This window comes from Polynucleobacter sp. MWH-CaK5, assembly GCF_018687615.1.
In the GTDB taxonomy this organism is placed as follows: domain Bacteria; phylum Pseudomonadota; class Gammaproteobacteria; order Burkholderiales; family Burkholderiaceae; genus Polynucleobacter.
In genome coordinates this window covers 920,617-942,562 of record NZ_CP061299.1, presented here as the reverse complement: position 1 = coordinate 942,562, position 21,946 = coordinate 920,617, and the positions used below count along the sequence as shown (strand labels likewise).

The 21,946-nt window shown below is 44.7% G+C and carries 16 protein-coding genes and 1 tRNA gene; 14 read left to right on the top strand and 3 right to left on the bottom strand.

Going from position 1 to position 21,946, the window contains the following annotated elements:
- Positions 1-14 precede the first annotated feature (14 nt).
- Both ispD and ispF read left to right on the top strand, forming a co-directional pair.
- On the top strand, positions 15-785 hold the full coding sequence (ispD, locus tag GQ367_RS04640) for a 2-C-methyl-D-erythritol 4-phosphate cytidylyltransferase (protein ID WP_215289427.1): 771 nt from the start codon (positions 15-17) through the stop codon (positions 783-785).
- Positions 782-1,270 (top strand): 2-C-methyl-D-erythritol 2,4-cyclodiphosphate synthase, encoded by a 489-nt coding sequence (gene ispF, locus GQ367_RS04635; protein ID WP_215289424.1) that lies wholly within the window; start codon positions 782-784, stop codon positions 1,268-1,270. Before ispD ends, ispF begins: the two co-directional genes overlap by 4 nt.
- 118 nt (positions 1,271-1,388) lie before the next feature.
- Here the strand turns inward: ispF and GQ367_RS04630 are convergent, their stop codons facing one another.
- Both GQ367_RS04630 and mscL read right to left on the bottom strand, forming a co-directional pair.
- Entirely contained in the window at positions 1,389-1,736 is a 348-nt protein-coding gene (locus GQ367_RS04630; RefSeq protein WP_215289422.1) for an FKBP-type peptidyl-prolyl cis-trans isomerase, read from the bottom strand.
- Between the two features lie 9 nt (positions 1,737-1,745).
- Positions 1,746-2,174: a large conductance mechanosensitive channel protein MscL gene (gene mscL, locus GQ367_RS04625; RefSeq protein WP_215289420.1), complete on the bottom strand. Its 429-nt coding sequence runs from the start codon at positions 2,172-2,174 to the stop codon at positions 1,746-1,748.
- A 257-nt stretch (positions 2,175-2,431) separates the two neighbouring features.
- On the opposite strand from mscL, the gene tig reads away from it, so the two are divergent.
- The 7 genes from tig to GQ367_RS04590 all read left to right on the top strand — a co-directional run bounded on the left by tig (position 2,432) and on the right by GQ367_RS04590 (position 11,674).
- Positions 2,432-3,763 (top strand): trigger factor, encoded by a 1,332-nt coding sequence (tig, locus tag GQ367_RS04620; RefSeq protein ID WP_215289418.1) that lies wholly within the window; start codon positions 2,432-2,434, stop codon positions 3,761-3,763.
- Positions 3,764-3,807: 44 nt separating this feature from the next.
- Positions 3,808-4,428, top strand: coding sequence for an ATP-dependent Clp endopeptidase proteolytic subunit ClpP (gene clpP, locus GQ367_RS04615; protein ID WP_215289416.1), 621 nt, complete (start codon positions 3,808-3,810; stop codon positions 4,426-4,428).
- A gap of 27 nt (positions 4,429-4,455) precedes the next feature.
- Positions 4,456-5,745, top strand: a complete 1,290-nt coding sequence (gene clpX, locus GQ367_RS04610) for an ATP-dependent Clp protease ATP-binding subunit ClpX (protein WP_215289414.1) — start codon at positions 4,456-4,458, stop codon at positions 5,743-5,745.
- Positions 5,746-5,994: 249 nt separating this feature from the next.
- Positions 5,995-8,421: an endopeptidase La gene (gene lon / locus GQ367_RS04605; RefSeq protein ID WP_215289412.1), complete on the top strand. Its 2,427-nt coding sequence runs from the start codon at positions 5,995-5,997 to the stop codon at positions 8,419-8,421.
- Between the two features lie 123 nt (positions 8,422-8,544).
- A tRNA-Val gene (locus tag GQ367_RS04600) sits at positions 8,545-8,620 on the top strand.
- Between the two features lie 77 nt (positions 8,621-8,697).
- Positions 8,698-10,113: a peptidylprolyl isomerase gene (locus tag GQ367_RS04595; protein ID WP_215289411.1), complete on the top strand. Its 1,416-nt coding sequence runs from the start codon at positions 8,698-8,700 to the stop codon at positions 10,111-10,113.
- A gap of 115 nt (positions 10,114-10,228) precedes the next feature.
- Positions 10,229-11,674 carry a sensor histidine kinase gene (locus GQ367_RS04590; RefSeq protein WP_215289409.1) on the top strand — a complete coding sequence of 482 codons (1,446 nt, stop codon included), beginning with the start codon at positions 10,229-10,231 and terminating at the stop codon, positions 11,672-11,674.
- Positions 11,675-11,699: 25 nt separating this feature from the next.
- On the opposite strand, the gene GQ367_RS04585 is transcribed toward GQ367_RS04590, so the two are convergent.
- Positions 11,700-12,308: an arylesterase gene (locus tag GQ367_RS04585; protein ID WP_371818556.1), complete on the bottom strand. Its 609-nt coding sequence runs from the start codon at positions 12,306-12,308 to the stop codon at positions 11,700-11,702.
- Between the two features lie 110 nt (positions 12,309-12,418).
- Here GQ367_RS04585 and GQ367_RS04580 point away from each other — a divergent pair, with 110 nt between their 5' ends.
- The 5 genes from GQ367_RS04580 to GQ367_RS04560 all read left to right on the top strand — a co-directional run bounded on the left by GQ367_RS04580 (position 12,419) and on the right by GQ367_RS04560 (position 21,946).
- On the top strand, positions 12,419-13,114 hold the full coding sequence (locus tag GQ367_RS04580; RefSeq protein ID WP_215289407.1) for an ABC transporter ATP-binding protein: 696 nt from the start codon (positions 12,419-12,421) through the stop codon (positions 13,112-13,114).
- Between the two features lie 102 nt (positions 13,115-13,216).
- Positions 13,217-17,251: a phosphoribosylformylglycinamidine synthase gene (gene purL / locus GQ367_RS04575; protein WP_215289405.1), complete on the top strand. Its 4,035-nt coding sequence runs from the start codon at positions 13,217-13,219 to the stop codon at positions 17,249-17,251.
- Positions 17,252-17,269: 18 nt separating this feature from the next.
- Positions 17,270-18,220 (top strand): spermidine synthase, encoded by a 951-nt coding sequence (locus GQ367_RS04570; protein WP_215289403.1) that lies wholly within the window; start codon positions 17,270-17,272, stop codon positions 18,218-18,220.
- Positions 18,221-18,903: 683 nt separating this feature from the next.
- Positions 18,904-19,878, top strand: coding sequence for a LuxR C-terminal-related transcriptional regulator (locus GQ367_RS04565; RefSeq protein ID WP_215289402.1), 975 nt, complete (start codon positions 18,904-18,906; stop codon positions 19,876-19,878).
- Between the two features lie 307 nt (positions 19,879-20,185).
- Entirely contained in the window at positions 20,186-21,946 is a 1,761-nt protein-coding gene (locus tag GQ367_RS04560; protein ID WP_215289401.1) for a ShlB/FhaC/HecB family hemolysin secretion/activation protein, read from the top strand.

Below are 21,946 nucleotides of genomic sequence, written 5' to 3'. Positions count from 1 at the left end.
TATAGAATTGAGGGATGAATTTAGCCGAAACCCCTCCAAATTCGATGCCCAAGCTGCATGTTCTGATTCCTTGTGCTGGCACTGGCAGTCGCATGGGTTTGAAGCAACCCAAACAATTTGAGTTGTTGGCAGGTCAGCCAATGGCGCTTCACGCCATCAAGACCTTCTTATCAATGTCTGAAATTGGCTCTGTTTGGGTGGGTGTTTCTGAGGAAAGTAAAGAATTGCCCCAAGAGCAGCCCAATGCATCCTGGCCAAAGGACTCTCGCTTTCACCTGAGCACAACGGGTGGAGCCACAAGAGCTGATACGGTTGTTAATACCCTGAAAGCCATGACAAAAGCCGGCATTGATCAAGATGCCTGGATCTTGGTGCACGATGCCGCCCGCCCTGGTTTAACGATTGAGGCGGCCAGACGTTTGATTCAAGCGGTCACAGAACACGTTTATGTCAGTGGTGGCATTTTGGCCATGCCCATGGCTGATACATTGAAACTCATTTCTCCACAAAACCCTCAATGCATTGGTAAAACATTGCCAAGAGATGGCTTGTGGTTAGCTCAGACACCACAAATGTTCCGTTTGATGGCTTTGACTGAAGCATTAGAAGCCGCCATTAAAAACAAGTTTGAAGTCACGGATGAAGCGAGCGCCATGGAGCGTGCTGGTTGTGAACCACTGTTGGTGCCAGGTGAATGGCGTAATATCAAAGTCACATACCCACAAGATTGGGCGTTGATGGATCAAATCTTGACCCATCACTCTCAAAAGAAAGAGAATCAATGACAAGCAGCGCATTTCGAATCGGCCAAGGTTACGACGTTCACGCATTGGTGGCTGGTCGTGATTTGATTTTAGGTGGTGTGAAGATTCCTAATGACAAAGGTCTACTGGGGCACTCAGACGCCGATGCTTTACTGCATGCCATCACCGATGCACTCTTAGGAGCTGCAGCCTTGGGTGATATTGGTAGACACTTTCCTGATACGGATGATCGTTATAAAGGTGCAGACAGTCGCGTCTTGCTCCGTGCCACCATGTCATTACTGCAAGCAGCAGGATATTCAGTAGGCAATGTGGATGCCACCATCATTTGTCAGTCACCAAAAATGGCGCCACACATACCTGAGATGGTTAAGAACATTGCCAGTGATTTGGGTGTTACATCTGATCACATCAATGTCAAAGCTAAAACAAATGAAAAGCTCGGTCATCTTGGTAGGGGCGAGGGCATTGCTGTGCAAGCAGTTGCTTTGATCGTGAAAAATTAAACAGTGCCTTAAGAAAAACTCAAAGAAAAAATAGAAGAAAAAGATAGAAGAACAGCAACAAATAAAAAAGCCTCGACTAATCGAGGCTTTTTTATTGAATCAGAAATTTAATCATTTCTTAAACAGCCAACAACTCCACTTCAAATAGCAAAGTTGCATTCGGTGGAATCACACCACCAGCACCTGATGCGCCATAGCCTAAGTCAGATGGAATCACCAAGCGACGTGTGCCGCCAACTTTCATGCCTTGCACGCCTTCATCCCAACCACGGATGACCATGCCGCCGCCCAAAGGGAACTCAAAAGGATCGTTGCGATCTTTGCTTGAATCAAATTTTGAACCTGCTTGGCCGTTCTCATACAACCAACCTGTGTAATGAACTGACACATATTGACCTTTGGTGGCTTCTGCGCCAGATCCTACAACTGTGTCTTCATACTGCAAACCTGATGGAGTGGTGATCATCTTCTATCCTTATTTTTTCAAACTGTCTCTGATTTCTCTTAGTAGCTGAATATCTTCAGGTACTGGAGGTGGTGGTGCATCTGCTTCGTCCTGAAGTTTAATGCGATTAATGATTTTGACCATTTGGAAAATAATGAAGGCCAAAATCACGAAATTGAGGGTGATGGTCAAAAAGTTACCGTAGGCAAATAATGGTACGCCGGCCTTTTTGAGAGCATCCAAGGTCATTGGGACATTTTCAGGAACTTTGCCTAAAACAATGAATAAATTAGAAAAATCTAATTTGCCACCAATCAACCATGCCACCAATGGCATGATCACATCGCCGACAACAGAATCAACGATTTTGCCAAAAGCGCCACCAATGATCACACCAACGGCCAGGTCAATCACATTGCCTCGTACCGCAAAGGCGCGGAATTCTTGAATCATCTTCATCTTGCTGCTCTTTCTGTCTGCTAAATCAATAAGCTGCGTAGTTTAGCTAGATTGGCTATGAATGCCAATCCGCTTCAAGGAGATAAGCGCTAAAAGCCCCTTAAACCCCACAAACCACTGAATCATAAGACGTCCTTTTGGCCCGCCCATCATGTAGAATAGTGAGCTTTTGTAGTGTTTCACTAGTGGTGGCGGAAAAACCCTTGAGCGGTTGCTTCCTAAACCCCTAATTTTATTAGCTTAAACGGGATACCAGCATGTCTGTAACGATTGAAAACCTCGGCAATTTAGACCGTAAAATTACTTTAAGCTTTCCAAAAGCTGATACTGAAAAAGCACGCGCTGCGCGCTTACAAAAACTGTCAAAAACAGTAAAGATGGCAGGCTTCCGTCCTGGCAAGGTTCCCATGAAGATGGTTGAAGCCCAATACGGTATGCAAGTGGACTTTGAAGTTCAGTTTGACCATGCCTCTAAATTATTCTTTGATATCAGCAAAAAAGAAGGTTTGAAAATTGCTGGTCAGCCAAGTCTTGAGCCAAAGAGCGACATGACAGCTGATCCAATCGTTTATGACGCTAAGTTTGAAGTATTCCCAGAAGTAAAGATCGGTGATCTATCAAAAGTAGAAATCACACGTCATACAACTGATGTGAACGATGGTGAAATCGACAAGACTTTAGACATCTTGCGCAAACAGCGTGTTCACTACCATGTGCGTGGTGAGGCTGGTGAGCATGGCAATGGTGGTGCTAATACAGCAGCTCAAACTGGTGACCAAGTCACAGTTGACTTTGTGGGCAAGATTGAAGGCGTTGAGTTCTCAGGTGGTAAAGCTGAGAACTTTGCGTTTGTATTGGGTGAAGGCCGCATGTTGCCAGAATTTGAAGCTGCGGCTTTGGGTTTAAAGGCAGGCGAAGAGAAGACTTTCCCATTGGCTTTCCCAGCTGACTATCACGGTAAAGACGTGGCTGGTAAAACAGCTGACTTCACCATCACAATGAAAAAAGTTGAATGGCCTCATTTGCCAGAAGTGAATGATGAGCTTGCAAAAGCTTTGGGCGTTGCTGAAGGCGTTGCCAAAATGCGCGAAGAAATTCGTACAAACTTGACGCGTGAAGTAGCTCGTCGCACACAGACTTTGTTAAAAGGCCAAGTCATGGAATCTTTGACAAAAGCTTGTGAGATGGAAGTGCCTAAAGGTTTGGTTGCACAAGAGCAAGAGCGTTTGATTGCCAATGCGCGTCAAGACCTAGCAGCTCGTGGTGTACCTAATGCCAAAGATGCTCCGATTCCTGCAGAACTATTCACTTCACAAGCGGAACAGCGCGTGAAGCTTGGTTTGATCTTGAATGAATTGGTCAAGCAGCAATCATTAGAAGCTAAGCCAGAACAAATCAAAGCTGAAATCGAAGAGCAATCAGCCAGCTACGAAGATCCAAAAGAAGTGATGCGTTGGTATTACAGCGATCCGAAGCGTTTGGCCGATGTTGAAGCCCTTGTTTTAGAGAACAATGTGGTGGCTTATGTGACAGGTCTAGCCAAAGTATCAGAAAAAGCAGTAAGCTTTGAAGAACTCAGCAAGATGTAATTTTTTGTATTGCTGTTGATGGATACCCTGGAGACAAAAAGAATATGAACCACACACAAAATAGCGCACTAGATACACAAGCATTGGGCATGGTTCCAATGGTCGTCGAAACATCTGGTCGTGGTGAGCGTGCTTATGACATTTATTCACGCTTATTGAAAGAGCGTGTGGTGTTCTTGGTAGGTGAAGTCAATGATCAAACAGCTAATTTGGTCATTGCTCAATTGCTTTTCTTGGAAAGCGAAAACCCAGAGAAAGACATTTCTTTGTACATCAATTCTCCAGGTGGATCTGTTTCTGCTGGTTTAGCTATTTACGACACGATGCAGTTCATCAAGCCGGATGTCAGCACATTGTGCATGGGCATGGCGGCGAGCATGGGCGCATTCTTGTTGGCTGCTGGAACAAAAGGCAAGCGCTTCTCATTGCCTAATTCACGTGTGATGATTCATCAGCCTTTAGGCGGTGCACGTGGTCAAGCGTCTGATATTGAGATTCAAGCTCGCGAGATTCTTTATTTGCGTGAACGTTTGAATAAAGTGTTGTCTGATCGCACAGGTCAAACGATTGAAACGATTGCTAAAGACACAGATCGTGATAACTTCATGTCAGCAGAGCAAGCCAAAGAATACGGCCTCATCGATCAAGTGATCGAAAAGCGCTAATCTAAAAGATAGTCAGGAGGTTCACTCATGAGCGATACAACCAATTCAACTGAGAAGCCTCTTTATTGCTCATTCTGTGGCAAGAGTCAGCACGAAGTTAAAAAATTAATAGCTGGTCCTTCTGTATTTATTTGTGATGAGTGCATTGATTTATGCACGGATATCATCACTGAAGAAATCAGCCAAATGCCTGAAGCCGATCTTCGCGAAGGTCTGCCAACACCTCATGAAATCCGTGCAAGTCTTGATCAATATGTGATCGGTCAAGATCATGCCAAAAAACAATTGGCAGTAGCGGTTTACAACCACTACAAGCGCCTCAAGCACATTGAAACCACTGGTGCTGCTAAAAACAAAAAAACTGTTCACAACGGTGTTGAGTTAGCCAAGAGCAATATCTTGTTGGTTGGTCCGACAGGATCAGGCAAAACATTATTGGCTCAAACATTGGCAAGATTATTAGACGTACCATTTGTGATCGCTGATGCCACAACCTTGACTGAAGCTGGCTATGTTGGTGAAGACGTTGAGAACATCATTCAAAAGCTTTTACAAGCTTGTGACTACAACGTTGAAAAAGCACAAAAGGGCATCGTTTACATCGATGAGATCGATAAGATTTCACGCAAATCAGATAATCCATCGATCACACGTGACGTATCAGGTGAGGGTGTTCAGCAAGCACTTTTAAAGCTTGTTGAAGGAACCATGGCTTCCGTACCTCCACAAGGTGGTCGCAAGCATCCTAATCAAGATTTCTTGCAAGTCGACACAACCAACATCCTATTTATCTGCGGTGGTGCTTTTGATGGCTTAGAAAAAGTGATTCAGCAACGCACAGTCACAGCCGGTATCGGTTTTGGTGCTCAAGTGCGTGGCAAAGATGACCGTTCTATCTCTGAACTACTCAAAGAAGTTCAGACCGAAGACTTGATCAAGTTTGGTTTGATTCCAGAATTGATTGGCCGTTTACCAGTGGTAGCCACCTTGGCTCAATTAGATGAGGCTGCCTTGGTTCAGATCCTCACAGAGCCTAACAATGCCTTGGTGAAGCAATACCAGGCCTTGTTAGATATGGAAGGCGTTGAATTAGAGATTCGTCCTAATGCATTGAGTGCCATCGCTAAAAAAGCGATTGCCCGTAAAACAGGTGCTCGTGGTTTGAGATCAATCATCGAGCACGCTTTGATGGACGTGATGTATGACTTACCAAGCCTAGAAAACGTTCAACGCGTGGTCATCGATGAAAGCACCATCAATGGTGATGGCAAGCCTTTGATGCTCTATCAAGAAGCATCAGAGAAGGCTGCTTCCTAAGAACTTCTGATTGAACTAAATATAGTATTTAATACTGTTTAATCAGAAAAAACCCCCTAAATAGGGGGTTTTTTCATTTTTCCTCCCAAAAACAGTCTTAGGGAAAGAAAAAATTGATGAAAACATGAGAAAAATGCATTTTTTTCTCAATTTTCTTAGTTTTTACCCTTGTTTTTGAGCAAAACAGTCCCAAATTCAATGTATTCTTACTACGTAGGAAAATACAAACACACATTTTGGAGATAAACCATGCCTGGTGACTTGTTACTTCCTTCTGAACCCATCCAGCTGCCATTGTTGCCGCTAAGAGATGTGGTGGTATTCCCGCACATGGTGATTCCATTGTTCGTGGGTAGACCTAAATCTATCAAAGCTCTTGAAGCTGCCATGGAAACTGGCAAAAGCGTCTTATTGGTTGCTCAAAAAACAGCTGCCAAAGACGAACCTGCTGTGGAAGATTTGTACACAGTGGGCTGTATTGCCAAGATTCTACAAATGCTCAAGCTGCCTGATGGCACCGTCAAAGTCCTCGTTGAGGGAACTCAACGTGCGGATGTTGCCAATGTTGAAGACAGTTTGGAATACTTCATGTGTGAAGCCACGCCTCAAGCAATCGCTAGCAGCGAAGTGCCAGAGATTGAAGCTTTGCGTCGTGCGGTAGTGTCTCAGTTTGATCAATACGTCAAACTCAATAAAAAGATTCCTCAAGAAATCCTTGCGACTTTGCAAGGCATCGATGATGCTGGTCGTTTGGCCGACACCATCTGCTCACACTTGCCAATCAAGTTGGATCAGAAGCAAAGGCTTCTAGAGTTGCCAACCGTGGTTGAGAGACTAGAAGCGATCTTGGCCCACCTTGAAAGTGAAATCGACATTCTTCAAGTTGAAAAACGCATCCGTGGACGTGTCAAACGTCAAATGGAAAAGAGTCAGCGTGAGTACTACTTGAATGAACAAGTCAAAGCCATTCAAAAAGAATTGGGCGAAGGCGAAGAGGGTGCTGATATCGAAGAACTCGATAAACGCATCAAAGCTGCCAAGATGCCTAAAGAAGCTTTGAAAAAAGCTGAATCAGAAATGAAGAAATTGAAGTTGATGTCTCCGATGTCAGCTGAAGCTTCAGTGATTCGTAACTACATCGAAACATTGGTGAACTTGCCTTGGAAGAAAAAGAGCAAGGTCAATAATGATTTAACCAATGCTGAAAAAGTATTGAACGAAGACCACTATGGTTTAGACAAAGTCAAAGAACGTATTTTGGAATACCTCGCAGTTCAACAGCGCGTTGAAAAAGTGAAGGCTCCAATCCTATGTTTGGTTGGCCCTCCTGGTGTGGGTAAAACATCTTTGGGTCAATCGATTGCTCGTGCCACAAACCGCAAGTTTGTGCGCATGGCCTTGGGTGGCGTGCGTGATGAATCAGAAATTCGTGGTCACCGTCGCACCTACATTGGATCAATGCCAGGCAAGATTTTGTCAAGCTTGACCAAGGTCGGTGTGCGCAATCCATTGTTCTTGTTAGATGAGATTGACAAGATGGGCATGGACTTCCGTGGCGACCCGGCAAGTGCGATGCTTGAAGTCTTAGATCCAGAACAAAACCACACCTTCCAAGATCACTATGTTGAAGTCGATTACGACTTGTCAGATGTGATGTTTGTGGCGACTTCAAACTCCTTGAACATTCCAGGTCCTTTGCTTGATCGTATGGAAGTGATTCGTTTGGCGGGTTACACCGAGGACGAAAAAACTCACATTGCATTGAGCTACCTATTGCCTAAGCAAATCAAAGGCAATGGTTTGAAGGCTGGTGAAATTGCAGTGGATGAATCAGCGATTCGCGACATCATTCGTTACTACACCCGCGAAGCAGGTGTTCGAGCGCTTGAGCGTGAGATCAGCAAAATCTGCCGTAAGGTGGTCAAGCTACTGTTGCTCAAAAAAGAAGCTGCACCGATCAAAGTCGATGGTTCGAACTTGGACAAGTTCCTATCAGTGCGTCGCTATGACTACGGTCTAGCTGCTAAGCAAAACCAAGTGGGTCAAGTCACTGGTTTGGCATGGACTGAGGTGGGTGGCGATCTATTGACCATTGAAGCGGCTGTGATGCCAGGTAAGGGCAACACGATTCGCACTGGTTCATTGGGCGATGTGATGAAAGAGTCTGTTGAGGCAGCACGCTCAGTGGTTCGTTCACGTGGTCGCAAATTGGGTATCACTGAAGAATCTTTTGAAAAGAAAGATATTCACATTCACTTCCCAGAAGGAGCCACACCGAAGGATGGTCCATCAGCCGGTATTGCGATCACTACCGCTTTGGTTTCAGTCTTAACGGGCATTCCAGTCAGAGCCGATGTGGCCATGACCGGTGAAATCACCTTGCGTGGGGAAGTCTTGCCGATTGGTGGCTTGAAAGAAAAACTATTGGCAGCTCACCGAGGTGGTATCAAGTTGGCTTTGATTCCTGAAGAAAACATCAAAGATTTGACCGACATTCCTGATAACGTTAAAAACGCGATCGAGATTGTGCCCGTCAGATGGATTGATAAAGTCTTGGAATTGGCGCTAGAAAAAATGCCAGAAGCCTTGCCTGAGCTAACCGCTGAAGAAATCGCCAAAGCTGCTGAAGCAAGTAAATCTGCTCAAGCCAGCTCAGGGGATGTCCTCAAGCACTAATACTTGTATTAAAGAACCTTCACACAATGGCTGATAAGGCCATTGTGTGAAGGACTTGTTTAACCAAATAGTCTGAAAAATTTGCAGTGGGAATGAAGGTACTGTATACTCTCGTTTCTCTGTGGGTGCTTAGCTCAGTTGGTAGAGCGTCGCCCTTACAAGGCGAATGTCGGCGGTTCGACCCCGTCAGCACCCACCACAGATTTCTTCTGACTTTTTCTACGTCAACACCACACACTCATGCTTGAATCGATCCGTAAGTACCAAAAAATACTGATGGGGCTGTTACTTTTGCTCATCTTGCCATCTTTCGTCTTTTTGGGCGTTGAGAGTTACATGCAAGACATTGGCAAAGACTCAGCCTTGGTCAAAGTAGATGGTGCTGCCATCACCCGTCAAGAACTTGATAATGCGGTGAAGTTAAGAGCTGATCGTTTGCAGCAACAGCAAGGTCGTGTTGATTCAGCGATGGTCAACAGCGTGCCATTCAAACAAGCCGTTTTGAATGAAATTGTTCAACAACGCCTTTTGGCTTATGAAATGAAGGCCCTCAAGCTTTCTATCAGTCCTGAAGCCTTGGCTCGTGATTTGACACAAATTCCAGAAATCAAAGCGCTTTATAACAATGGTCAGTTTGATGCTGAGCGTTATAAAAAGCTCCTAGCCAGTAATAATCTAACGGTCGACCAATTTGAAAACGGTCGTCGTTATGAGTTGATGACGCGTCATGTTCTAACAGCCGTGGTTGCTACAGGCATTGGTTCAAGAAAAGTGGCTGAGCAAGTATCCATTGCCTTTGAAACAGAGCGTGAAGTTCAAGCTTTGCGTTTCTCACCAAACGACTTTGTTTCTAAAGTGAACCCATCACAGCAAGACATTGAGTCTTTCTATCAAAGTAATATCAATGCTTACCAAGCTCCTGAGAACGTTGAAGTTGAATACGTGATCTTGCAAGGTGATGCGAAGGCAGATCCTAAAAAATTCGCAGAAAAAGCAGATTTGTTCGCCAACATGGCTTATGAGCAGGCTGATAGTTTGAAGCCAGTGGCTGATCGCTTGAGTTTGCCAATTCAAAAAGCCAGCAACATCACTCGCGGTGGTTTGCGTGGGGCTCCAGCAGATCATCCATTCAACAACCCTAAATTATTGGCAGCCATCTTTGCTGATGATGCAGTTAAAAATCGTCGCAATATTGAAGCCCTAGAGTTATCACCAGGAAAGATCATTTCTGCCCGTGTCACAACTCACAAGCCACAAGCTGCTTTGCCTTTGTCTCAGATTCAGGCGGACGTGAAAAAACAAGTGTCACTCAGAATGGCTCAAGAGTTGGCAATCAAGACTGGTCAAGAACGATTTGAAGCACTTCAAAAGAACCCAAGCGAATCAGCAGGTTTTAGTTCTGCCAAATGGGTATCTCGCAATAAACCAGCAGATCTGACTGCCAGCGGTATGGATGCTGTGATGTCGGCGAACGCAAAACAATTGCCAGCAGTGGTCAGTGCCCAAGCGAATGATGGTGGGTTTGCCATTTACCGAGTGAACAAAGTGCAGCAACCAAGCCAATCAGATCAAAAATTACGCGCCAATCAAGCCAGACAGGTGGCTGATCTCAGCACCCAAGCTGAAGCAGCTGCTTATTTTGAAAGCGTAAAAGATCGTGCCGGTGTTAAGCAAGTTAACTCTGTGAAGTAATCATTGAGCAAATAGAAAACTAAATACATGACCTAAAAAGCCACTTCAAATCAGAAGTGGCTTTTTTCATGGATAAAAGACTTTCAATCAATTCTAAATAAGTCATAATCCCAGCATGCAAGCCGCCAATCAAATCTTCTTCTCACTACTAGCTCTGATGCTAGTCGGTTTGTACGTCAGCACGATCACGCCATCGGGATATAAAAAAGATAAGAATTTGGTGTATTGGCAGGCATCCATTTTGTTGAGAGCCTTAGCTTTTATTGTTTGGACGGTTTCGCCTTATTTATTCGGTTTTTCACTGACGATTGCCAATTTTTGTTTTTTGAGTTCAATGGTACTTTTAGTGCTCTTGTTCAGAAGTTGGCGTGTTGACATCACTCGCTCAGGTTTGCTTGTGGCGGCAGCATTTTCATTGATATCCATCATCATTTATGAAGTGTTGCGACAAAGTGGCGCAGGTTTTGCAATCAGAACTGGCTTTATGTCGATTCCGATTTTGATACTTTCAATTTGGGAGGTTAATGAGTTAACCCGATTGCTAAAGAAGGATCAAAGTTTTGGTCTTAAGGTTTTGATGGGCATTGTGTTGGTAAGTTTGGCTGTTACATTTTCTGTAGGTGTTTATGGTCTGATAAATCACACAAGAGGTGTGACCCAATTGATTCAATTTGATAGCACCTTCATTCTTTGGGGTAGCTTGAGCGCACACCTCTTGATTTACATTGCGGTCAGTAGTTATTTGTACCAACGCCTGATGAAGAGTGAATTAAGTGCCAGGATTGGTCTTGAGAGAAGCTCCACTGAGAATGCTCAAATCAAGGCGCTTCTCGAGGAGCGTGAAGGTTTGATTTCATCTCTGTTGATTGCTAATAAAACTGCGGCCACTGGTGCGCTCTCAGCATCGATTGCCCATGAGCTGAATCAACCTGTGGGGGCTATCAGTCTCAATACTGAATACATTCAGCGCCAACTCAATGAGGGAAAAACTGATCCTGGTGGCCTGAGAGAAGTTATCACCAGTATTCAGCAAGACAATCATCGAATTGCCAAAATTGTTTCTACATTGAGAGATATCTTCAGGCAAGAAGAAATCAAAACAAGTGATGTGCATTTGGATGAGTTGATTGAACAAGTAAAACCGATCATCGTGCCTCAGACACGCGACCTGAACATCAACTTAAATTTTGATTTGAATGTGAACCAATCAATTCCATTGAATAACAATGAAATCAGTCAGGTCTTGATCAATCTATTAAACAACTCGATTGAGGCACTTGCCAATTCAAATCAGTCAAATAAAGAAATCAACATCCATACCCGAGTATTTGGCAATTATGTGGAGTTAAAAGTTTCTGATAATGGCCCAGGCATTCCTGATCAATTAAAGGCCAGTATTTTTGACTTGATGAAAACCAATAAAAAGCAGGGCATGGGTTTGGGCTTGTGGCTATGTAAGCACATCATTGATAGACACCAAGGCCGCATCAGTTACCAGCAGTCTTCATTTGGTGGCGCTGAATTCTTGATTCAGTTACCAATTGAATGCGTTGGAACTTAAGGATATAAGAGTTAAGAGTTAAGACTTAAGGCTTTAAAAGAGGCTCTAACTTGGGCCAAACATTCTCAAGCATGATGCTTTGCGCCATCACATTCGGATGAATCCGATCTGCCTGAAACAAATCCATGCGAGTCGCTACGCGCTCTAAGAAAAACGGTAGTAACTCTACTTGTTCTGCTGATGCCAACTTGCCATAAATGCCAAAAAACTTATTGGTGTAGTCCTGGCCATAATTTGGTGGAATGCGCATGCCCAGCAATAAAACTTTGGCACCTGATTGCTTCGATGCCTGAATCATTTTTCTTAAATTCTGTTCAGTGGCTGGTAGTTGTAAACCACGCAATGCATCATTGGCGCCTAACTCAATCACGACCACTTTGGGTTGATGGGTTTTTAACAATAGAGGCAAACGGGTTTGGCCACCGGCCGTGGTTTCTCCGCTGATGCTGGCATTAACGACTTGCCAGCTTGTATGGTCTTTCTTTAAACGATCTTCGAGTAACTTGACCCAGCCAGTGCCACGAGGCAAACCATACTCGGCGGAGAGGCTATCGCCCACAATCAAAACTTTTGAAGATTGCGCCATGACAGTGGGGCTATTCAAAAGAGCCATGCAGAAGACAGTAAACACCATTACCATGTGAGTGATGGGTGCCAGATAGCGATTGCGCTCCACAGATCTAAAACCTGAACGATTATTTAAATAAATCAAACCACTTAAAACACTACTCAAACTAAGCTCCTATGCATGCAACAACACTTCAAACCGTTCTAGAAGTTTCACATTTGGCGAAAACTGTGGATACGGTGGATGGTCCTCTGACTATTTTGCACGATATTAATTTTTCAGTTGCTGAGGGTGAAAGTTTGGCGATTGTGGGAGCCAGCGGTTCAGGTAAAAGTACCTTGTTGGGCCTCTTGGCTGGCCTAGACACACCAAGCAAAGGCCAGGTTTTGCTGATGAATCGTGATATTTCGGCTGCCAATGAAGACCAACGAGCCCAAATTCGATCGCAACACGTGGGTTTTGTATTTCAGTCATTTCAATTGATTGATCATTTAACTGCTTTGGAAAACGTTCAGCTTCCTTTGGAACTGGCCGGCATGCCCAGAGCCGAAGCTGCTGCCAAAGCTCAAGTTTGGCTAGAAAAGGTGGGTTTATCTGAGCGCCTCAAGCACCGCCCAAAGACGTTGTCGGGTGGTGAGCAGCAACGCGTGGCTTTGGCTCGTGCTTTTGTCACAGAACCAGACATTTTGTTTGCCGATGAGCCTACAGGCAGTCTGGATGAGCAAAATGGCCAAAAAATCATCCAATTATTGTTCCAGCTCAACCAAGAACTGGGCTCAACCCTGATTTTGGTCACCCATGACATGGCCTTGGCCAGCCGCTGTGAGCGTCAAATGGTTTTAAACAACGGCCGGGTGGTCGCTTCAGACTAAAGAAGCCTGAAGATGCTTGATGTGCCTAGATTAATAGGGCATTTCTGCAAAAAATAGCTTTAAAAACAATAGCAAGAATGCCATTCGTTTTATAATCTTCGGATGCCTGCAAATCGTCGTTTTTTAAGCCTAAATGGGTCTCAAGCCCTCTCTCAATTTCGCCAACAGCGTCTTTTAAGCTCTTTATCTGAGCAAGGCGTCGAGCTCACTCAAATCCAAGCGCAATTTGTGCATTTTGTCTGGTCTGATGCTGAACTTTCAGGTGATCACCAGCAGGTTTTGGCCGGCTTACTAAATTATGGTGAACCATTCCAATTGATCGAGGCCAAAGGCTTGTTTGCTGGTAAACAAGATCACGCAGTTGTAGCCCCTCGCATTGGTACGATTTCTCCTTGGGCCAGTAAAGCCACTGACATTGCCCATCATTGCGGTTTGAATGTTCTGCGCATCGAACGCGGTGTGCAGTTTTTCTGGACCAGTAAAAAAGCTTTGAACGAAGCTCAGCGCCAAGCAGTTTTGGCCGCGATCCATGATCGCATGACAGAAATCACCTTGCCATCGATTGAGTCAGCAGCCGAGCTCTATCAAACCTTGAGCGACAAAGCATTCACACGCATCGATATTCTCAAAGGCGGTCAAGCCGCTCTTGAACAAGCCAACACCACCATGGGCTTGGCCTTGTCTGATGATGAAATCATCTACTTGGTTGAAAACTTCAAAAAATTGAACCGTAATCCTAGTGACGTTGAGCTCATGATGTTCGCACAAGCCAACAGTGAACATTGCCGTCACAAGATCTTTAATGCCACTTGGACCATTGATGGTCTAGAGCAAGACAAGTCTTTGTTTGCGATGATCCGCAACACCCACCAGTTGCAACCAAAAGGCACGGTGGTGGCTTATTCAGACAACTCCGCCATCATGGTTGGTTGTGAGGCTGAAGTATGGGCACCAAATGAACAGCAAGAGTATGTGAAGCAAACACGTTTGACGCACACGCTCATGAAAGTAGAAACGCACAACCATCCAACAGCAATTGCCCCATACCCTGGAGCCTCAACCGGTTCCGGTGGTGAGATCCGTGATGAAGGTGCCACTGGTATTGGTGGTAAACCAAAAGCAGGTTTGTCAGGTTTTTCAGTATCGAACTTGAACTTGCCGGGCAGTCAGTTGCCATGGGATCAAGAATCATATGGCAAGCCTGAGCGCATTGCCTCTCCATTGCAAATCATGATCGAAGGTCCTTTGGGTGGTGCGGCGTTCAATAATGAATTCGGTCGTCCTAATCTAGGTGGTTACTTCCGCGTGTTTGAGCAAACCATTGATGGTGAGCGTCGCGGTTATCACAAGCCAATCATGATCGCCGGTGGTATTGGCGCCATTGATGATGGTCATACCCATAAAAAAGAAATCAAACCTGGTTACCTCTTGGTTCAATTGGGTGGTCCTGGTATGCGCATTGGTATGGGTGGCGGAGCTGCGAGCTCGATGACCACTGGTGCGAACACTGCTGACTTGGACTTTGATTCAGTACAACGCGGCAATCCAGAAATTGAACGCCGTGCTCAAGAAGTGATCAACGCATGTCGTGCAATGGGTGAGAAGAACCCAATTGTTTCTATTCATGACGTGGGAGCGGGCGGTTTATCGAATGCATTCCCAGAATTGGCTGATGGCGCTGGTTTAGGTGCCACCTTTGATATGCGTAAAGTGCCACTTGAAGAAAGCGGCATGAGTCCAGCCGAAATCTGGTGCAATGAATCTCAAGAACGTTATGTATTAGCGATTGCAAAAGAAAGCCTGCCAATTTTGCAGGCCATGTGTGATCGTGAACGTTGCCCAATCGCAGTCGTTGGTGAAACAACCAAAGAGCGCCAGTTGTTCTTGGTTGACACCAAAGAAGCTGAAGGTAAAGACGAGCGTCTACCGATCGACATGCCGATGGAAGTTCTGTTGGGCAAGCCACCGCGCATGCACCGGGATGTTAAGCGTCTTGAAAAGAAACTGCCTGAGATTGATCTCACCGATGTCAAGCTGGATCAAGTGGCGAGCTGGGTTTTGCAACACCCATCCGTTGCCAGCAAATCATTCTTGATCACGATTGGTGACAGAACTGTGGGTGGCTTGAACGCCCGCGATCAATTTGTTGGTCCGTGGCAAGTGCCAGTCGCTGATGCTGCTGTGACCTTGATGGACTTCAAGGGATATCGTGGCGAAGCCATGTCAATGGGTGAGAGAACTCCATTGGCAGTGATGAACGCACCAGCAGCAGCCCGCATGGCGGTGGCTGAATCGATCACCAATATTCTTTCAGCCGATATTGACAGTATTGAAGACATCAAGCTATCTGCTAACTGGATGGCTGCTTGTGGCAATCCTGGTGAAGATGCCAAATTATTTGATTCTGTTAAAGCAGTTGGCATGGAACTTTGCCCAGCTTTGGGTATTTCTATTCCGGTGGGCAAAGACTCCTTGTCGATGCGCACGCAATGGGATGATGAAAAAACTGCTGAAAAGAAATCAGTCACTTCTCCTGTTTCATTGATCATCTCAGCGTTTGCGCCTGTGGTTGATACACGCCAAACAACGACTCCTTTGTTGCAAATCAAAGATGAGCAAGGTCAAGCACTTGATACAGAAATCGTATTGATTGATTTAGGTCGTTCAAAGAGCCGCATGGCTGGCAGTATCTTGTCTCAAGTGATCGACCAAGCTGGTCAAAGCACACCAGACTTAGATGACCCAGAGGATCTAAAGAATCTAGCAAAAGCGATCATTAGCATGCGCCGTCAAGGATTGCTCTTGGCTTATCACGACCGTTCAGACGGTGGTCTATTTGCAGCCGCCACTGAAATGGCATTCACAGCACACGTTGGTGTTTCGCTCAATGTGGATATGTTGGTACTTGATAAAGATCACGAATCTGATTTTGGTGATGCTAAGAATTGGGCTCAGCAAGTATCTGGCAGAAGAAATGATTTGACCTTGAGAGCACTCTTCAATGAAGAGCTGGGTGCTTTGATTCAGGTGAAACGTGAACACCGTGATACCGTCTTTGACATCCTCAAGCAACACAACCTATACAGCTGCAGTCATGTGGTTGCCAAGCCAAACACGACAGGCCAAGTAGAAATTTGGCGCGATGCGAAGAAGATTTTGGATGTGCCACGCCATGTTTTACAAAAACTATGGCAAAGCACCAGCTGGCAGATCGCGCGTTTGCGTGACAACCCAGATTGCGCCGATAGCGAAAACAATCTTGTCGATAATTTGGCCGATGCAGGCATGCAGCCTAAACTCACATTTGATCCAAGTGACAATGTGGCAGCACCGTTTATTTCCAAAGGTGCCAAGCCTAAAGTCGCGATCCTCAGAGAGCAGGGCGTTAACTCACACCTAGAGATGGCGTATGCCATGGACTGGGCTGGCTTCTCAAGCTATGACGTGCACATGAGTGATTTGATCGCGGGACGAGTCAACCTAAAAGACTTCCAGGGCTTGGTGGCTTGTGGTGGATTTAGTTATGGTGACGTATTGGGTGCGGGTGAAGGTTGGGCAAAATCTATCTTGTTCAATCCAGCGATCAAAGATCAATTCCAAACCTACTTCAATCGTCCAGACACCTTTGGTTTAGGTATCTGTAATGGCTGTCAGATGATGTCTAACTTGGCCAGCATCATTCCAGGTGCTGATACATGGTCTAAGTTCACACGCAACAAGTCTGAACAATACGAAGCACGCTTGGTGATGGTTGAAGTCACCCAATCACCATCGATCTTCTTGCAAGGTATGGCGGGCAGTCAGTTACCAATCGCTGTGGCTCACGGTGAAGGCTTTGCCAACTTCAGTCAGCAAGGTAACAAGGACCAAACAAAAGCCAAAGGCTTGGTGGCTCTTAAGTTTGTCGATAACCAAGGACAAACAACCGAGACTTATCCATTGAACCCGAATGGTTCACCAGAGGGCATTACTGGCCTGACCACCCCGGATGGTCGTTTCACAGTCTTGATGCCTCATCCTGAGCGAGTCTTTAGAACCGCACAGATGAGTTGGGCTCCAAAGCAATGGCATGACATCGCTGATGGTGCAAGTCCATGGATGCGCATGTTCCGTAATGCCAGGGCTTGGACTAAATAAGCCTTAAGCATTAAATCAATGCAAAAACTATCTGATAAGGCTCAACAAGCGTTGAGCCTTATTCTTTTATCGGAGGCTTCGATGGCTAGCAAACAAGTAAAAAAAACAGTCAACAAAAAAGATCCCAAACCAACATTTGCACCGGTTACATTCTCTGAAGAGAATGGTGTGCGCTTTTTACATTTTGGAACTTGGTGGGTACAAGGCGCCATGCGCATCAATAAGCCAGACTTCATTGAACTAGAGTACGCCCAACAAATGATGGCTGGCTTACTCTTCTTAGATCCGAATGACAAAAGACTGAAGCAAGCTGACGACAATAGAGATAAAAACAATAAACAAGTTAAAAATAAAAAAACGAGTGATGCAAAACCATTTCACATGGTTCAGTTGGGTTTGGGCACGGGTGCATTGACCAAGTTTGCTCATAAGCATTTCCCAAAGGCTCAAGTCACGGCGATTGACCTCAATCCTGCGGTGATTGTGGCGGCCAGAGTGATGTTCAATATGCCGCCATCCAATCAACACCTCAATGTGCTGCAAACCGATGCCCTGAAATATGTCACCAATAAGAAAAATAAAGAAAGCATCGATTTACTCCAAGTAGATTTATACGATGCCACTGCCAGAGGCCCAGCTTTGAGCTCTCCAGAGTTTTATCAGGGTTGTTATGACAGTCTCAAAGAACCTGGGGTCATGACGGTCAATCTATTTGGTAACCATAAGAGCTACAAAACAAACATCATCAATATATGTAATGCCTTTAACAATCGGGTCATGGTCTTTCAGCAAGTGCATGACTGCAATATCGTCGTGATTGCTTTCAAAGGACCTCATCTGGAAGTTGACTGGACTGATGTGAAGGCTAGAGCAGCCTATTTAGAGAAGAAATATGGATTACCCACCAAAACCTGGGTGCCTGGACTCAGATCTGAGAATGCCCGACAAGAAAACTACCTATCTTTATAGATAGTATCTTTTTCTCTTAGTGTGAGAACTTTCCAAAAGCCACCCAAGGGTGGCTTTTTTTACGTCTATTGGAAATCAACTCAAAAACGGACTCTTTAAATGCGTCAAGGCAAACATTACGTTAAAAATGTAAAAATCACCAAAAATAGTGATTCATAGTGAAATTCATAAACATCCTGAAAACCTAAAAATTGAATAACTAATTAACAAGTTAATAAAAGAAAGCTTAGAAAGATCAGGACGTAGATATTAATTAGGAAGTTAATGCGCTTAATTAAGTAAACCAAAGAACTGGAAATAATCATCCATCAATAAGGTGGGGCATATAAAGGGCTGATACACATGATGGACCAATCCATATAAAGGACCAATCAAGATAAAGGAGGGCATCTAAAACACTAAAAATAGAACTAGAAGATAGAAATAAGAGCAATAGAAGCCTCAAAACACCGCAAAACATTGGAAAATTAACCAAAGAAAACATTTACCAATTAAGTTAATTAAGGTAAATTTCACAGTTCTTTAAATTAACAAAAAGGTTAAGGTTAATCATGTTACCTCTAGATAACGTTACAACCATCTACTTAACAGGCTTCATAGCCATTGCTTTCGCTGTTACACAGTTGATTCTATTCAGAAAAAAAGGCTTCTCAGCTTACCTGTGGGCCGCTGGTTACCTACTGATGGGCCTTGGTTACATCGTAACGCTGCTTAATATCGCAGATCCATTACCTCATACCTGGGTAGCAGGCCCAATCGCAGTATTACTGGGTAGTTTGGTGACTTTAAGCTCTTTAGGTATATGGTCTGGATATGCATTACCCAAAAAAGCTTCATTAATATGCTTGGGGGGCGTGGCTTTAACGGCCACCTTATTCCATTTCAGCAGATTATTCCAAGCCCCATTGGGAAGCCTTGAAGCCATTCTATTGGCTCCAGTTTCTGCGACACTTATATATAGTGGGTGGTTTGCAGGTGTTCAGGCACTCCAAACCAGAAGTAAATACATCCTTTTAATCAGCGGTGTCTTTTGGGTTCAGGGTGTATTCATGGCATTATTAACTTTAGGTGCATTAGCAGCCAAAGGTGGTGACTATATTATTGTCACTTCAGAGGTGGTTTACTGGACAAGTCTGATTAATTTAGGCGCCACACTGGTTGCCAATATTGCTTGGTCACTACAAATCTCAGAAGACCTATTAATTAAGAATGGATTAGTAAAACCAGCTTTGGCTGATAAATCTCCAGCCAAGGATAAATCTACAGAAAAAACCTCGTTCTTTAATAAAGAAGATAAACCAGTTAAAGAAAAGTCTATTAATAAGAAAGCCGATACCACTGAAACGGTTTCTGTTAACCCTGATTTATTAACAGAAACAGAAAAGCTGGCTTTATTAGAAAAGTTAACTGATAAAGAGCGTGAAGTTTTCTTCTTGGCAGTAGAGGGTAAGAAGAATGGCGAGATTGCTAGCATCCTTAACTCATCAGAAGCTAGTGTTAAGGTACATCGTTCAAGAATGACTGGTAAGTTAGGTATGAAAAAGCCAGAAGAGCTTAAAAAGTTAATCACTAAGGCAGCCCCAGTTCAAGAAAGTAAAGAAGCTAATCAAACTTTACCACCCGAAACTGATAGCCAAGATCTCTTTACTAAGAGTTAACTTTTTAAAAGTTAAGAAAAAGTAAATTTACAGCCACCTTCGGGTGGCTTTTTTGTTTCTTAACCTTCATTCTTTTCCTGAATTTCGATGAAATATTACTTGGTTAACTTGAATCGATGTTGTTTTTATCTTCTTACAATCAAAAAAAGCCCTACATTTTTTCTGTAGGTTTTTGTAGGAAGTTCAATTAATTCAAGAACTTAGAAGCTTTTGTTTTTGCAAAACAGTTTCAATCCCACTAAAATAGCATGCGCGCGCCCGCTCTGGAAGAGTTTTCAGAGCAATTTTTGCAAAAAACAGAGAAAAAATGAATCTTCGTTGGACCCATCACCTTGCAGCTATTGGCTTTACAGCCATGACGGCGCTCGCGCATGCGGCTCCAAACCCACTCCCATCAGGAGCTCCTGATGCGGGTGCACTTCAGCAGGGACTGCAAAAACAGATGCCTCAGTTGCAGCCTCTACCGACACCTAAAGCTCCAACGGTCAAGCCCAAGCCTCAAGAGGCAAAGCCTAGTGAGGTCAGGGTCACCATCAAAGGCTTTAGGATCGACGGCAACAAGTCTTTGTCAGAAGAGCTCATCAAAGAATCATTGAAGCCTTGGCTAGGTCAAACGGTGGCTTTCCAAGACTTGCAAAAGGCCGCAGACACTGTTGCAGCCTTGTATCAAACGCAGGGTAAGCTCGCGCAAGTTTCAGTACCCCCACAAAAAATCACGGATGGCATCATCATCCTCAAGGTCCTTGAAGCCAAGCTGGGTGCGGTTCACATCGACATGCCCAATGGTCCATCACGCTTCACTGAGGACCGCGCAAGACGTTACGTGACTGATGCCAACAGACTTTCAGAGATTGTTCAAACGCAAAATATTGAACGCTCCATCTACATCCTCAACGAGACCCCAGGCATTGCGGTAGCAACTCAAATCGAGCCTGGTAAAAACGAAGGCGATGTTGATTTGAGAGTTTCTTTGGTCGATACCAAGCCAGTGAGAGGTAGGTTAGAAGCCAATAACTACGGTAATCGCAGCACCGGCATGGGGCAGCGAATCATCAATGTCACATTCGATAACCCTGGTACTTTTGGCGATCAACTATCAGCCAGCAACATCAAATCTTCAGGCTCTGACTACTCTGTGGCCAGCTACTCGGTTCCGTTAAACAGTGATGGTCTCAGGGCCTCTGTGACTGGTAGCTACCTAGACTTTGAAAACGTCGGTCAATTCGCTTTTCCGAAAAACGAAGCTGCTAGCTTTGGTCGTGCCAAAACCATCGGCATGAACCTCAGCTATCCACTGCTCAGAAGTCCTAGTGCCAATGCCAATTTTTCGATGGGTGGCGATAGAAAGATGTACATCAATAAGGCGGTTCAAAGTGGTGAAGCCACCAGTGACTACCGCATAGAAAACATGGTCTTCACGCTCTCTGGTAATCGCTTTGATGGCTGGGCGGGTGGTGGTGTCAACTCAGCATCTGCCACCTTGACCAAAGGGCATCTCACCGTTGGTTCTCAGACTCCAGACTATGCAGTCAATACGCCTAAAACTTTTACAAAAATTAATTTAAACGCTTCTCGCAATCAGCAGTTGGTGCCAGACAAGACGATCTTATCTATCGCTATCTCTGGGCAAATTGCTTCGGTTGACCTTGATTCAGCCGAGAGGTTCTATTTGGGTGGCCCGAATGGTATCCGTGCCTACCCCGGCTCTCAGGCTGGTGGTAGCCAAGGCGCCATGATCAACATTGAAATTCAGCAACAGTTGGAAGATAAATTCGTTGGCAGTATTTTCTACGATGCGGGCTTTGTCCAACAATTCCGCAACAAGGCCACTTACATCGCCAGCAAGGGTGTGACACCAACCAGCGTTGGCACCAATGCTGATAACTCCTACTCTTTGCAAGGCATTGGTTTAGGTCTAAAAAGGGCGGATAAAGATTTTATTTTTAGTACTTCGATTGCCTGGAAGCTTGGCCATAACCCTCTCTACAACATTCGTGGGGTTGGCGTTAACAATGACGGCAGATCGAAGAGTGCTTACATCTGGGCTCAAGCCCAGTGGATCTTCTGA